General features: G+C 63.5%; 13 protein-coding genes. 6 read left to right on the forward strand and 7 right to left on the reverse strand.

Annotated elements, in window-relative coordinates:
• Nucleotides 1-7: 7 nt before the first annotated feature.
• The 3 genes from HER32_RS19035 to HER32_RS19045 form a co-directional block, all read right to left on the reverse strand.
• Nucleotides 8-1,351, reverse strand: a complete 1,344-nt coding sequence (locus HER32_RS19035) for a glycosyltransferase 87 family protein (protein ID WP_168683014.1) — start codon at nucleotides 1,349-1,351, stop codon at nucleotides 8-10.
• A complete protein-coding gene (locus HER32_RS19040; RefSeq protein ID WP_168683015.1) occupies nucleotides 1,348-2,814 on the reverse strand; it encodes a cellulose synthase family protein in 1,467 nt (488 codons plus the stop codon). Before HER32_RS19040 ends, HER32_RS19035 begins: the two co-directional genes overlap by 4 nt.
• A gap of 163 nt (nucleotides 2,815-2,977) precedes the next feature.
• Nucleotides 2,978-3,676, reverse strand: a complete 699-nt coding sequence (locus HER32_RS19045) for a glycosyltransferase family 2 protein (protein WP_168683016.1) — start codon at nucleotides 3,674-3,676, stop codon at nucleotides 2,978-2,980.
• Nucleotides 3,677-3,787: 111 nt separating this feature from the next.
• Between HER32_RS19045 and HER32_RS19050 the strand changes: the two genes are divergently transcribed.
• The 4 genes from HER32_RS19050 to HER32_RS19065 all read left to right on the forward strand — a co-directional run bounded on the left by HER32_RS19050 (nucleotide 3,788) and on the right by HER32_RS19065 (nucleotide 7,689).
• Nucleotides 3,788-4,246 carry a peroxiredoxin gene (locus HER32_RS19050; RefSeq protein ID WP_149071723.1) on the forward strand — a complete coding sequence of 153 codons (459 nt, stop codon included), beginning with the start codon at nucleotides 3,788-3,790 and terminating at the stop codon, nucleotides 4,244-4,246.
• Nucleotides 4,247-4,312: 66 nt separating this feature from the next.
• On the forward strand, nucleotides 4,313-4,870 hold the full coding sequence (locus tag HER32_RS19055) for a hypothetical protein (RefSeq protein WP_149071722.1): 558 nt from the start codon (nucleotides 4,313-4,315) through the stop codon (nucleotides 4,868-4,870).
• A 68-nt stretch (nucleotides 4,871-4,938) separates the two neighbouring features.
• Entirely contained in the window at nucleotides 4,939-5,940 is a 1,002-nt protein-coding gene (locus HER32_RS19060) for an alpha/beta fold hydrolase (RefSeq protein WP_168683017.1), read from the forward strand.
• Between the two features lie 225 nt (nucleotides 5,941-6,165).
• Nucleotides 6,166-7,689: a tail fiber domain-containing protein gene (locus HER32_RS19065; RefSeq protein ID WP_168683018.1), complete on the forward strand. Its 1,524-nt coding sequence runs from the start codon at nucleotides 6,166-6,168 to the stop codon at nucleotides 7,687-7,689.
• 6 nt (nucleotides 7,690-7,695) lie between these two features.
• Here HER32_RS19065 and HER32_RS19070 read toward each other — a convergent pair whose 3' ends face one another.
• The 3 genes from HER32_RS19070 to HER32_RS19080 all read right to left on the reverse strand — a co-directional run bounded on the left by HER32_RS19070 (nucleotide 7,696) and on the right by HER32_RS19080 (nucleotide 10,833).
• Nucleotides 7,696-9,093 carry a 4Fe-4S binding protein gene (locus tag HER32_RS19070; protein ID WP_168683019.1) on the reverse strand — a complete coding sequence of 466 codons (1,398 nt, stop codon included), beginning with the start codon at nucleotides 9,091-9,093 and terminating at the stop codon, nucleotides 7,696-7,698.
• A gap of 151 nt (nucleotides 9,094-9,244) precedes the next feature.
• Nucleotides 9,245-9,481, reverse strand: coding sequence for a hypothetical protein (locus tag HER32_RS19075; RefSeq protein WP_149071718.1), 237 nt, complete (start codon nucleotides 9,479-9,481; stop codon nucleotides 9,245-9,247).
• 8 nt (nucleotides 9,482-9,489) lie between these two features.
• Nucleotides 9,490-10,833, reverse strand: coding sequence for an NAD(P)/FAD-dependent oxidoreductase (locus HER32_RS19080; RefSeq protein ID WP_168683020.1), 1,344 nt, complete (start codon nucleotides 10,831-10,833; stop codon nucleotides 9,490-9,492).
• 172 nt (nucleotides 10,834-11,005) lie between these two features.
• On the opposite strand from HER32_RS19080, the gene HER32_RS19085 reads away from it, so the two are divergent.
• Together HER32_RS19085 and HER32_RS19090 are read left to right on the forward strand one after the other, a co-directional pair.
• Nucleotides 11,006-11,395, forward strand: a complete 390-nt coding sequence (locus tag HER32_RS19085) for a hypothetical protein (protein ID WP_232066315.1) — start codon at nucleotides 11,006-11,008, stop codon at nucleotides 11,393-11,395.
• 293 nt (nucleotides 11,396-11,688) lie between these two features.
• Nucleotides 11,689-12,402 carry a carboxypeptidase-like regulatory domain-containing protein gene (locus HER32_RS19090; protein WP_168683021.1) on the forward strand — a complete coding sequence of 238 codons (714 nt, stop codon included), beginning with the start codon at nucleotides 11,689-11,691 and terminating at the stop codon, nucleotides 12,400-12,402.
• A gap of 124 nt (nucleotides 12,403-12,526) precedes the next feature.
• On the opposite strand, the gene HER32_RS19095 is transcribed toward HER32_RS19090, so the two are convergent.
• The gene (locus tag HER32_RS19095) at nucleotides 12,527-13,999 is read right to left on the reverse strand and encodes an APC family permease (protein ID WP_168683022.1); all 1,473 of its coding nucleotides are present in this window, start codon (nucleotides 13,997-13,999) and stop codon (nucleotides 12,527-12,529) included.
• Nucleotides 14,000-14,106: the final 107 nt, after the last annotated feature.

Raw genomic sequence — 14,106 nt, forward strand, 5'->3', positions numbered from 1 at the left:
CCTATAGTCAATTCTTAGCCAGTCTGGCCAAAGCCGCCCTCCAGGGCTGTTCCACTACCAGCGCCAGCAGCACAACGGCGTATTCCACGCCTAGCAGCCAAGGGTTTTCGGCGTAGGGGCTGAACTGATAAGCGGCGTAGGATACCACGGCCATGGCCCCCCACACCAACGCAAACCGGTACGGAGTAAATACGCTCAGGGCCACCAGGGGCGTCAGATACCACGGGTGTACTACGGTAGCCATAAGGTAATACAGCGTGAGCAGCAGCAGCAGCGTGCCTGGCAGCGTAGCCACCGTTGGGCGCTTTTCCCGCCAGGCTATGCCCAACATGCCCACCGCGGCCAGTAAGGCCAGCCCAGGCCCAATCAAAGCAATTTTGTTGTAGCCCCAGTACAGGTAGCCCAGGGCGCGCAACAGGTAGTAAAGGCTGGCATTGAACTCAAATGTGCGAAAGTACAGCCCCAGGCTTTGCCCGATGTGTTGGAGCAGGTCGGGAGTCAGGAAGGGGGCAAAAAGCAGCAGCGTCGTCAGGCCGCACAGTAGCCCGTAGCCCACGGCGCGTCGCCAGCCCAGGCGCCGAACCAGTAGGGGCAAGGCCACCAGCGGCAGCAGCTTGGTCGCTACGGCCAGCCCCAGCACCCCCGCCGAGGCCCGCCAGCGCCTCTGTCCCAACAAGGCGCCCGACGCCAGCAGACCCGTAATAACCACGGCCTCGAAGTGCAGGTTGCCCGTCAGCTCGACGAGTACCAACGGGTGCAGCAGGTACCACAGCGCCTGGGTCTTGGGAAGCTGCAGGGCGCTTAGGAGCCGTAGCAGCAACCCGGCCGTAAGGGCCTCCGCCGCCAGCAGCAGCAGGCGAATAACCCAAATAAAACCCGTAGCTGAAGCGGGAAACAGGTAGGCCCCGAAGGCAAATGCCGCCTGGCACACGGGCGGGTAAACGGAGTAGTAGCGGGGCGAGTTAAGGGAAGGATATAGGACCCGCAGCTCCCGCGCCAGGGCCGGTGGCAGCGGGGTAGCAGGACGCGCCGCCACCAGCTCACGGGGTTGGTAGCGGAAGGGGTTGTAGCCATGTACGACCAGCATCCCGTCCCAGCGGAAGCGGTGGTAGTCGTCGGAAAGGGCGGGCGTAGCGGGTAGCCAGAGCAGCCGCAGCAGCAGCGCCACCCCCAGGCCCAGCCAGAGCGGCACGCGCGCCCACAGCAGGGCCGCGTAGCCGGCAAAGGCAAGTGCCAGCAGCCCCAGCAGCTGAGCAGTATGCGCCCGTGGCGTGTAGTAGGCCAGAGCGACCTGTGCGCCCATGCTGAGCACTACGGCCGTGCCCAGCCACGCCGTCCGGCGGGTGCTCATGCAACTTGGCCGTTATGGCGCACCGAGTAGGAAAACACCAGTCCGAAGCCTACCGTCAGCAGCAGGTGAAACGGAGCCAGCCCTAGCTCCCGGAAATAGACGCCCACGCCCAGCCCAAACAAGAAATACAAGGCCAGCAGCCCTTCCAGCGCCGTGAATAGGTTTACAGAGCCAGTGCGGTAGCGCCGCCGCAGCCAACCGCTTTGCCGACCCACCACGCCTAGCTTGGGGGTGCGCACAAACGCCGACTGCCGGCCCGCCAAGCCCAGCACTACCGCTTGGGCATTGTGCAAGGAAAAGCCCATGGAGACGGCCAGAAACAAAAGAAACCGCCCGCCAAAGCCCAGCCTACGGGAGGTGGTAGCCGGCTCCTGCTGCCAGGCCGTGTAGTAGTAATACACCAAAGGCACCAGCGTAAGCAGAAACACCGAGGCCAATTGGAACAAGGGCCGCAGGGCCGGAGAATGGTGTTTGATAAACACCATGGGCACGCTGAGCAGGGCCATGAGCAGCACCACCACAAATACGCTGCTGTTGAGCAGGTGGAACAGCGCGTGCAGCTTGGTCGCGGCTGTTTCGTCGGAGCGCAGCACTCGGCCCAGGTGCTTGCGGGCCGTTTCGGCGGCGCCCTTGTTCCAGCGAAACTGCTGCGACTTCACGGCGTCCATGGCCGCGGGCAGCTCGGCGGGGGCTACCACGCCGGGCAGGTAGGCAATGCGCCAGCCGCGCAGCTGAGCGCGGTAGCTCAGGTCGAGGTCTTCGGTGAGCGTATCGGAGTGCCACCCGCCGGCATCGGCAATGCAGGCGCGGCGCCACACGCCCCCGGTGCCGTTGAAGTTGAGAAAATGCTGGCCGGCGGCCCGGCCCACCTGCTCCACCAGAAAGTGGGCGTTCAGGGCAAAAGCCTGGAGCTCGGTGAGCAGGGAAAAGCCTTGGTTTAAATGGCCCCAGCGGGTTTGGACCACGCCTACCTCCGGCTGGGAAAAATACGGAATGGTGCGCTCCAGAAAATCGGGTGGAGGCACAAAGTCCGCGTCGAAGATGGCCACGAACTCGCCCTCGGTGAGCGTGAGGCCGTGCGCCAGCGCCCCGGCCTTATACCCCTCGCGGGAGGACCGGCGCACGTGGTCGATGTGCAGGCCCTGGTGGCGGTAGAAGTCCACGCGCGCCGCCGCCACGGCCACCGATTCATCGGTGCCATCATCCAGCACCTGAATGTGCAGGCGGCCGGCCGGGTACCTGAGGGCCGCGGCGGCATCAATCAGCCGCTCCACCACAAACAGCTCGTTGTAGACGGGCAGCTGCACGGTTACCAGGGGCCACCGGGCAGGCGGCGCGGGGGCGGGCAGGGGGGTGGCGCGGTAGGCCTTTCGTGCCAGCTGCGTGAGGTGAAACTGCGAAAGGCTGAAGCCCAGCATGAAAAGCAGGCACCCGCCATACAGTATCACTAGGGCAACTTCCATGCGGTGCGAGGGTGTTGTTTTGAGTAAGCTGGTGAGTTAGTTGATTGCTTGATAAAATACTGTAGATCAGTGGATAATAGTCTTTTGGGTGAACTCAAGGTTCGCTGTAGGATTCCGGGGGGCAGGCTTCGGCCAGCGGGGGCGCAAGCTAGCAAAACCGGCTTCAACTCCGCCAGTAGCGGAAGATGGTCCAGAGGATTTTGTAGCCGGCCCCCAGTGTGCCTTTCACCGTGCCTGACACCTTGCTGGTGCCAATGCGGCGGCGGTAGCGCACCGGCACTTCCACGCTGCGCAGCCCCAGGCGGGCCGCCTTCAGCTGCATTTCCACCGTCCAGCCGTAGGTCTGGTCCTGCATCCCGATACGTTGCAGGGCCTCCCGCCGGATTGCCCGGAAGGGCCCTAAGTCGGTGAACTGCGCGCCGTAGAGGGTGCGCAGCAGGGACGTAGCCAGCCAGTTGCCGAAGATCTGCTGGGGCAGCATGGAGCCCGCCTCGCGCTGTCCCAGCGCCCGGGAACCAATAACTAAATCGGCGCGGCCTTCCAGCAGCGGGGCCACCAGCTGGGTCATTTCCTCCGGGTAGTCAGAATAATCCCCGTCCAGAAACACGATGATGTCTGCCTGTTCAGCCAGGGGGCGCGCAAAGCAGTGCGCCATGCCGGCCAAGCAGGCAAAGCCGTAGCCGGGGCGGGGCTCCCGCACCACCGTAGCCCCGGCGGCCTGCGCGGCGGCGCCGGTTTTGTCAGTCGAGTTATTGTCGACTACCACCACCTCCCGCGCCAGGCCCGCCGGAATTTCGGCCAGCACTTTCCCGATGGAATGCTGCTCGTTGTAGGCGGGAATGATAACGTCGATGACGGCCATGGGGGCGGGGGAGGGAACGGATGAGCTGGCAAAGATGCAGCGCCTGCGGCAACCTTTCGCGCCGGAACGGGTTGAAAGCAGATTCTCCCAATACTTTCCTTTGCGAATACCATGTTGCACGTAGGCCAGCCCGCCCCCGACTTTACTTTGAAAACCACCGACGGTACTACCTTCCGCCTTTCCGAGCAGCGGGGCCGGGCCGTGGTGCTGTACTTCTACCCCAAAGACGACACCCCCGGCTGCACCGCGCAGGCCTGCTCCTTCCGCGACCAGTACCAGGACTTTCAGGACCTGGGGGCCGAGGTAGTCGGCATCAGCTCCGACTCGGAAGCGTCCCACCAGAAGTTCACCCAGAAGCACCGGCTGCCCTTCCCGCTGCTGGCCGATGAGGGAGGGCGCGTGCGTAAGCTCTACGAAGTGCCCCGCGCCCTGCTGGGTATTCTGCCTGGTCGCGTCACATTTGTTATTGACCAGGAAGGAATTGTGCAGTATATTTTTAACTCGCTAAACCGCGCCACCGACCACGTGAGCGAGGCCAAGCAGGTGCTGACCACCCTGCAGCGGGCCTAAACCAGATAATGGCCCCCCGCAGTAGTCTAGAATGGAGATAATGACGTGTGAAACTGACCTGACGACATGGGGGAGTTGCTGACTGATCTGCTGCACCGCGCGCAGCGAAACCGCCGGGTAGTGTCCCTGCAAACCAGCGGGGGCATGTACCTGGGCTACGTGCTGAGCCATAACCCGGAGCTGCTCCTGCTGCGCACCATCACGCCCCAGGGCCTGCCCACCGGGGTGCGCACGCTCAGCCTGGGCGAGGTGTCGCAGGTGCATTTCGACGACCGGTACGTGCGTCTGATCGAGTTCAAGGAAAACAACCCCGAAGCCGTTTACGGCGTGGCCGTGGCCCCCGATGGGCTGGAGCAGCAGTACCTGACGGTGCCTGTGCTGCTCCAGCGCGCCCAGGAAGTGCGCCAGCTCGTGCAGCTCGAAACGCTGACGGACCACAACCTGTTTGGCTACGTAACCCGCCTTACCGATGACGAGCTGCTGGTGGAGGCCTACACGCAGTACGGTGAGGCCGATGGGCACACGGTGCTCCGCCTGGAGGACGTTCGAAGCGTGATTTGGAGCGACGAGGACTCCCGCACCATTGAGCTGCTGCTGCGCGCCCGCAAAGAGCGGCCGGCATAAAACCCTGCAGCAGCTGACTTTTAGGGGCGAGGCGCGTACAACTTCGCGTACCGTCTGGCTCCCCGCTTATGCTTCGCTTGCTCTTTACCTGCTTTGGCTTCCTGGCCGCGCTGGCCTGCCTGGCCCAGCCTGCCTCCACCGTACCTGCTTCGCTCAACGCTACGCTCGACGGCTATGCGTATCCTTTTCCGGTAAGCTACTTGCCACTCAAGCTGGAGGCGAAACCGGTGCGCATGGCGTACATGGACGTACCGGCAGCCGCCAAGGCCAATGGCCGCACCGTGGTGCTGCTGCACGGCAAAAACTTCTTCGGGGCGTACTGGCGCGAGACCATCAAGGCCCTGACGGCTGCCGGGTTCCGGGTAGTGGTGCCCGATCAGGTGGGCTTTGGCAAGTCCGACAAGCCGGATATTCACTACTCCTTTCACCAACTGGCCCAGAACACGCGCCGCCTGCTCGATACGCTGGGCGTGCGCAAGGCCGTGATGGTGGGGCACAGCATGGGCGGGATGCTGGCCACGCGCTTTGCCTTAATGTACCCGGAAGCCACTGAAAAGCTGGTGCTCGAAAACCCCATCGGGCTGGAAGACTACCGCGTGGGCGTGCCCTACCAGACCATTGCCCAGGCCGAAGCCACCGAGTTGAAAAGCACCGAGGCCAGCATCCGCAAGTACCACGCTACCTACTACCCGCACGGCTACCCCGCCGCTCACGACGAGTGGCTGCTACCCCTGGCGGCCCAGACCCGCCACCCCGAGTTCCCGCAGGTAGCCCGCGCCAACGCCCTCACCTTTGATATGATCTACCAGCAGCCGGTGAGCTACGAGTTCAGCCGGGTGCAAGTACCTACGCTGCTCATCATCGGCCAGGACGACCGCACGGTGGTAGGAAAGGGCCTCATCAAAGACCCCCAAACCCTGGCCGCAATGGGCCAGTACCCCGAGCTGGGCCGCCGCACGGCTGCGCAAATAAAAGGCAGCAAGCTGGTTGCGCTGCCGGGCATAGGCCACATTCCGCACCTGGAAGACCCGGGCAAATTTCAGGCGGCGCTGCTGGCGTTTTTGTGGTGAGGCGTATCGGCAGCGGAGCTACGCGCGAAAACGGCCAACGCCGACTACTGCTTCTGCCAGTTACATTTCTAGCTCGTTTAGGTTAGCACAAAGTGCGCCTAACCTCAGGCCGATGGCTGCTTCCAGGCGGGGCGCGGCTTGAGCTACTATTTGCCATTCATTTAGCAGGATGAAGTAGTAATTTAATTAGATTTGGCCAGCAAAAATTCTGTGCGTCCGAATCCTATGAAGCACTTTTATATTTATTGTGGCCTGGCTGCCTGCACTATAAGTGCCGCCGTAGCCCAAACCGGCGGCGTACGTATCGGCTCAGCCGGCGCTCCTGATCCCAAAGCGGTACTCGACCTCTCCGCCACCGACAAGGGTCTGCTGATTCCGCGGATGGACTCTGTAACGCGCGTGGGCATCGGTAGCCCGCCCGACGGCCTGATGGTGTTTCAAACCAATGGCCGCCGGGGCTTCTGGTACGCTATGAGTGGTACCTGGCTCTTCATCCCCGACAAGGCCCGTAGCGGCGACAACCTCGGCAACCACGTGGCCACGCAAACCCTGGACCTGAACAACAAACGCCTGCAGGGCATTGCAACCGCTGCTCTCGGCGACTCGACTTCCCAAGTGGAAATCCGCTCCTTAGTACCCAGCAAAAGCGTGGCCCTGATGACCCGCAGCATCTACGGCCGCAACTACACCCGCACCATGCTCTCGGGCTATGGTGTGGGGCCATACGGCGTGGATATCGACTACGCCGTGTGGGGCAACGCCTACCGCTCCGAAGGTTGGGGCGGCATCTTCACGGCGGGCCGCCCCGGGCAGCCCCTGCGCTGGGTGGGCCTGGCTGGTCACCCTGGCTACGTCAACGCCAACTCGGCCATCCGCATCGTCGATGGTACGCAGGGCGTAGGCAAGGTGCTCACCTCCGACGGGGTAGGCAACGGCAAGTGGATGCCGATAACGGCGGCGGGAGGTAACTTCAACCTGGGTACTTACAAACTAGTGGGCAACGGCGGAAGTCAAGGCCTCACCATCAGCAACTCTGGCCAAGTGGAACTAGGGGGCATGGCCACGCCCTCACTGCTGCTGCACTCCAATACCAACAACAGCGTGAATGGAGCCACATTACGCTTCCGCGAAAATGATGTCAACTACGGCTGGAACCTGCGTCATAATAACGGGGGTAACGAGGGCGGCAGCACCGCAGACCGCCTGATTCTGGACCGCCTGAACGGTGCCGGGGCCGTGGCTGTTATGACTTGGGACCAAGGCACGGGCAATGTAGGGGTCGGCACCACCGCCCCAGCGTATAGGCTCGACGTGAACGGCACCATCCGCGGCAGCAACGTGTCGGCTTCCGATGTACGCTTTAAGAAGGATGTGCGCCCCCTTAGTGGCGCCCTGGCCGCCGTGCGTTCTTTGCGCGGAGTGCGTTACCAGTGGAATGCTCTGGGTGTGCAGCATGGCGGGCAAGCCGGGGCTGAGCAAGTGGGGGTGTTGGCCCAGGAAATCGAGAAAATATATCCTGAGTTGGTGAGCACTGATGCTCAGGGCTACAAAGCCGTGAACTACGCCCAACTCACGCCCGTGCTGCTCGAAGCCATCAAAGAACTGGATGCCAAACTGCTCATCCAAACCCAGCGTGCCGAACAGGCCCAGGCCGCCCAGCAAGCCGACCACGCAATGCTGCAAACGCTGCAGCAGCAACTAGCCCAGCTAAAGAACTCCCTGGCTCCGGCTGTGCAAGCCCAGCGGTAGCTCGGGTTATTCCAATATCCGCAGACTCTCGGCCGAAATCAGGGGAGAGGCCTGGTAGCGCCCTTCGCGCGGGCCGTTTTCCAGGTTGAGCACGCCGCGGGGGCAGGCCGTGCTGCACAGGCCGCAGCCTACGCACGCGGCCCGAATGATGGGCTCCCCGCGCTGGGCGTACTGCTTCACGTCGATGCCCATCTCGCACACGTTGGAGCAGTTGCCGCAGCTGATGCACTGCCCGCCGTTGGTGCTGATGCGGAAGCGGGAAAAGTGCTTCTGCAGCAACCCCAGGTACGCCGCCATGGGGCACCCGAAGCGGCACCACACCCGCGCGCCCATCAGCGGGTAGGCACCCACGCCAATGACCCCGGAGAAGATAGACCCGATAAAGAAGCCGTATACCTTGCTCAGCCCTTCGAGCGGGCTCACCCCATCAACCAGGGGCAAGCCCGAGCTGTGAGGCGAAGTAAACCAGCCCGGCAGCACGCCCGCCGCACCCAGCCACAACAGCGCCGTAACCAGCACGATAAAGCCCAGGATGGGATAGATGAGACGCACTTCCCAGCGCCAGGCTGTGCGGCTTTTGTCGGAGAGGTGGCGGTACTGGTCGCCGGCGGTTTCGGCCAGGGCTCCGCAGCCGCACACCCAGGAGCAGTACCAGCGCTTCCCGAAGAAGTACGTCAGCACCGGCGTGGCGACCAACGACATCACCGCGCCCCAGAACACCATAAACACGCCCAGGGCCCGGCCGTCGCGCACGAGGTAGTCCACAGTGCCGGGAAAGAGGTAGTCGTACTTGAGGGGCCAGAAGTAGCTGAAGTAGAACTCCGGCTTCTGCAGGGCCAGCAGCAGCCCCGGCAGCAGCCAGGAAAAGCCCAGCTGAAAAAACATAACCGACCCCGTGCGAATACGCTGGTAGGGGGAGTGGCGGTACTTATACAAAGCCCGCGCCCCCATCAGCAGCACCGCCAGCGTGTAGAACGTGCCGTAGAGAAACCACTGGTCGGCGGGCCGGTGGCGCAGGGTTTGGCTGAGGCCGTCGAGGGGGCGGATGAGGTTTTCCAGGTACTGCGGCCACCAGTACAGTACCACGTAAAAGCCCGTCAGGACGATGCCCGTCATCCAGGCCACGGCGCCCCGGGCCGTGCTGGAGCGGGCCCACAGAAAGTTGTGGCGCACCCCGGCCGGACCCTGGCCAAATTTCCACCAGCTCCAGCCCAGCGTGCCCGCGCTCAGCAGGGCTATACCCAGCCAGAAAGCCGGCCCGCGCAGGCCCGCCGGGGCTGCCGCCGTCACCAGCAAAGCCAGCAGGCCCAGGGCAACCAAAGCCAGCCAGCTCCGCTCGGCCGGGGCAGTAGCCGGGGTAGGGTGGGCCAGGGGTTGGGCAGGGAAGGAGGAAATTGTAGTCATACAACGGTGTAGTTCAGAACGCCATGCTGAGCGGAGTCGATGCATCGCTACCGCTTTGTCCTCATGTCATGAATCAGTCAGCAGTGAAAATGCTTCGGCTGCGCTCAGCATAACGGCTTATTGGTGTAGCCATTCAGTCAACTAGCCACTGCTAGTGATGATGGTGGCCGGTAGGGGGCTTGCTGAAGAAATTGCTGAGGGTGCCCACCACGAACAGGCCCGCCCAGCACACATACAGCCAGTGGAAGCCAGCCGGCTGCGGATGGCTGATCAGAGAAAGAATAAGCTGGGCCCCCAGGCTCATCACTATGCCCACCAAGGCAATGTATTGCCAGGCATTGAAGGACGCCGGGTGGTAGAGCTTTCGGAAATCGGGTTTATCGTTCATGGGGGAGACTAGGTGGAAAAAAGGCGGGTCAGCAGGCCCTTGCGGCGACGTAAAACCAAGGGTAGCAGCGTCGGGTTTTGTTGGTTGAAGGCGGCTAGGACGGCCTCTTCGTGCTGAGGGAAGAACTCCGGGTCAAAGTTAGCTTCTCCCAGGTGCTCCAGGGCGTGGCGCACCGATACCCCCTGGCGGAGCCACCCGTCGCAGACCGCGTGGCGCAGCCGCAAACCCAGAGCGTTTAGGCCAAGAAGGGTGAGGTTGTCGTCGAGGCGGTAGTGCAGGCGCAGGCCGCAGTGGCCGCGGGCGGGCTGCCACCAGAAGCTGGCCTGGCCTTCTACGGGGCGGGGCGGAACCACGCCGTAAGTCTGGTATTCGAGGTCGAAGAATTTGGCCGAGTTAAACCACGGACCCCGACGGTAAGGAGTAAGTTGCCCGCAGATGGTGTGGGCCACGGTTTCGCCCTGCATGCGGCCCGTGTACCAGAGCGGCTCAATGGCCGCCTCCCCGGGCGGGGGCTGGCGGCGCTGGGCACAATCGCCGGCAGCGTAGATGCCCGGCACGGAGGTTTGCAGCAGCTCATCCACCAGCACTCCCCGGTCGGTGTCGAGGCCCGCGCTCTGCGCCAGGCTAAGATTGGGCTGCACTCCGGTGGCTATGCCCACCCACTGGGCGGGCAGCTCCTGACCGGTGGAGGTGCGCACGGCCTGCACCCGCCCGCCCTCGTCGCCAAGGAGCTCGGCCAGCTCAGTGCGGTACTGCACCAGCACGCCATGTCGGCGGAACTCCGCATCAACCAGGGCCGCTTCTTCCGGGGGCAGCACGGAGCCCCAGTAGTGGGCATCGCGCACGAGCACGGTGACGGGAATGCGCCGGGCGTGCAGCATCTCGGCCAGCTCTACCCCAATAAGGCCGCCGCCCACCACCACGGCCTGCTGCACGCCGGGGGTAGTGGCCGCCATCAGCTCCACGTCGGCTTTCGAAACCAGGCCCTGCACCCCACTTAGCTGCTGCCCGGGCCAGTCGGCGTAGCGCGTGGTGGCGCCGGTAGCCAGCAGCAGGGCGTCGTAGGCCAGAGGCGGGCCGGCGGCAAGGTGTACCAGCCTCTTCTCCACGTCAATGGCCGTGGCGTGGTAGTGCACCAGCTCCAGGCGGTTTTCCGGCCAGTACCAGTCGGCGTGGGGCTTCACGTCTTCCCAGCGCATGTGGCCCATGTAGAGGTACATGAGGGCCGGCCGGGAGAAGTGGTGCGGGCTTTCCGAAGAAACCAGCGTGATGCGGGCCTCGGGCTGCAGGCGGCGCACGGTTTGGGCGCAGCTCACGCCCGCAATGCCATTGCCGATGATAACCAGGTGCATAAAAAAGCAGGAAAGACAGCCAGCGGAATGCTGGCAAAGATGAGCAGAAAACCGGGCCCACCTGCCATACGCACGCGCCGGCCCCGGCGGATGTAGACGGGTACGTTTCCTTGGAACTATGCGGCGCCCCGCGCGTAGGAGAGTAGCATCACCCTTCAACCAGCGAAATACTATGGCAACGCCCACCAACCAGAACGAAAACGTGCCCGCCTCCGAAAATAAAGCCGCCCACAACGAGCAGCTCGAAAAGGAGCGGGAGTACAAGGAAGACCAAAGCAACGAAAAGCAGTCCAGCGACCCTTCGGCCCAGCGCAACACTGGCGCCAACGGCTACGACCAGCGCAACAACCAGAAGGACCAGCTCGAGAACCTGCACATCCACGGCGACGATACCACGCCTTATGGCGCCAACGACCACGGCTCGGCCCCGGTGAGCGAGCAGAAGCAGGGCCCCGGCTTCGACGTGGAGGGCAGCTACGATATGGGCAACCCCATCCGTACCCGCGACCAGGAGTTTGGGGAGGAAGCTCCCTCGGGCCCGGCCCGCCCCGCCCACGACTAACCACGCCTACCGCGTGCCATCAGCCCCGCTCAGAACCCTGAGCGGGGTTTTTTGCATTTAGGCAGGGTGCCTAGGGGAATAGGCGCTCAGAAAAGAGGCCACAAGTAGTGAAGAGTAGTACAATAAGTGGAATAGGGGAAAGATTCGGCTTAAAAAAATTAGGATTATCGCCCTCCGACAAAATATATTTAGCAACTCAAGTGCGGCAACGCCGGCTTGCCGCCCTCGCTCGAGGTCCTTGTTCCGAATTCTAACCTTTTTCTAATCCACCCCATAACCTCTTGCTACTGCGTATGAGCCAGAACCCTTACGAAAACGATAACGCTGCCTGGGAAGAAGAAGAGCGGGCCCTCTCGGCCGGCAACACGCGCCTGGGCCTCATTGTGGGCGCGGTGCTGCTGCTGGCGGGGCTGGGCATTGCCTTTGCTCCCGGCACCACCAAGAAAGCCGATGGTACTTCGACGTCTTTTGCCGGGGCAGTGCTGCTCGATGGGGAGGCCAGCGTGACTGGGACCTCGGAGAAGCCTGCGGCGGCTGAGGCCACCACGGAAGAGGCTGCAGCGGCCGATGCCGCAACGACTACCGTGAAGACAACGACCACAACCAAAACGGCTGCTCCCGCCACTGCTGGTAGTGCCACCGTAGCTGCCACGCCGGCGGCCGATGCCGCCCCCGCGGCGGCTCCCGTAGAAGAAGCCCCGGTGGTGGCCGCTGCACCCGCCCCGGCGCCCGCCGTGGAGGAAGCCCCCCAAACCACCAACCTCAAGGGCCGCGTGCTGGATGAGGATGGGCAGCCCCTGGCCGGCGCCACGGTGTTCCTGAACGGCTCGAAGAAAATTGCCAGCACCGACGCCAACGGCAACTACACCATTGAGGTACCCGTGGGCGAAAACACGCTCACCTACGGCTACGGCGGCTACCAGGACCAGGTAACCCGGGCCCGCACGGGCCAGGCTGTCAACGTAACCCTGCTGCCCAAGGACGGAGCCAAGCGCCGCCGCCGCTAGAACAGGGCTGGCCCTCTCTCTGAAACGCAGATAAGAAGCCAGATAACCCCAAACGTAAAAAGGCCCCGGCTTACCAGCCGGGGCCTTTTTTGTGCAGCCTGTATAGCACACCGCTGGAGCAGCCCTAGGCAGCCGGCGTACTGCCCAGGCGGCTGCGGAAGATATAGTACACCGGCACGCCCAGGGCGACCAGCAGCAGACCGTAGCGGGAGTACTCGGCCGTGTCGGGGGCCAGGAGCAGGATGATGCAGAAGGCCGAGGCCAGGGCCACGTAGAGGCCCGGCACCAGGGGGTAGCCCCAGGCGCGGTAGGGGCGCGGGGCCTCGGGCCGGGTGCGGCGCAGCACGAAAATGCCGATGATGGTGATGACGTAGAACAGAATCACCGAGAACATGACGTAGTTGAGCAGCTGCCCGTAGGAGCCGCTTAGGCACAGCAGGGACGCCCACAGGCACTGCACCCACAGGGCGCGGGCCGGCACACCGGCCGCATTCAGGCGGGCCAGGCCGGAGAAGAACAGCCCGTCTTTGGCCATGGCAAAGTAGGCGCGGGCCCCGCTCAGGATAATGCCGTTGTTGGCCCCGAAGGTGCTGAGCATGATGAGCACGGCCATAACGATGGCACCCACCGGCCCCAGCACGTGCTCGGCTACGGCGGTGGCTACCCGGTCGTCGGTGGCGTACTGGATGCCGCGGCCAGCCAGGGTAGTAGCCTCCGGCGAGCCAACCAGGGGCAAAGCCAGCAGGTAGACCACGTTCACCAGAATGTAGAGGGCCGTGACGATGGCGGTGCCGGTGGCCATGCTGCGCACCAGCGTCCGCTCGGGGTTCACGATTTCCTCGCCCGCGAAGCCGATGTTGTTCCAGGAGTCGGAGGAGAACAGGGAGCCGGTCATGGCCATGCCGATGGCTACCACGAGGCCGGACAGGTTTAGGGGCAGGGGCGAGGCCGTGACGCCGGGCGCGGGGTAGCGGGTGGCCGTCCACATATCGGCAAAGTTGGCCTGCACGGCTTCGGCGTTGAGGCCCAGCACCAGGCCGCCGATGATGAGCAAAGCCAGGGCCACCAGCTTGGTGGAGCCCAGCACGTTCTGAATAAGCTTGCCGGTGCGCACGCCCTGAGCATTGAGGGCCGTGATGCCCACAATGAGGATGATGGCCAGCAGCTGTACACTGCTGAAGTCAAACGGCCCGAGGCGGAACAGCACGTTCTTCACCGAAAACCAGGGCACCAGCACCCCCGTGAACTTGGCGAAGGCCACGGCCACGGCGGCAATTACGCCGGTCTGAATCACGAGAAACAGCGTCCAGCCGTAGAGGAAGGCGGTGAGGCGGCCAAAGGCTTCGCGCAGGTACACGTACTGGCCGCCGACCTTCGGAAACATGGAGGCCAACTCCCCGTAGCTCACGGCCCCGGCCATGGTGATGACGCCCGTGAGCAGCCATACCACCAAGAGCCAGCCGCTGCTGCCTACCTGCCGGGCAATGTCGGCCGACACAATAAAAATACCGGAGCCAATCATGCTCCCGGTCACAATCATGATGGCGTCAAAGAGGGTGATGGCGCGCTGAAAGTGGCCTTGCTGTTCTTCGGGCATAGAGGGGGGAAGGTGAAGTTTGGGCGGAAGATAGGAATTGACGGGGGGATATAGCGAAGCCCGACAGGAAGGCAGCCCACTAAGCTCCCGCAGGCCGACAACACAGC

This window comes from Hymenobacter sp. BT18, assembly GCF_012273015.1.
Taxonomy (GTDB): domain Bacteria; phylum Bacteroidota; class Bacteroidia; order Cytophagales; family Hymenobacteraceae; genus Hymenobacter; species Hymenobacter lutimineralis.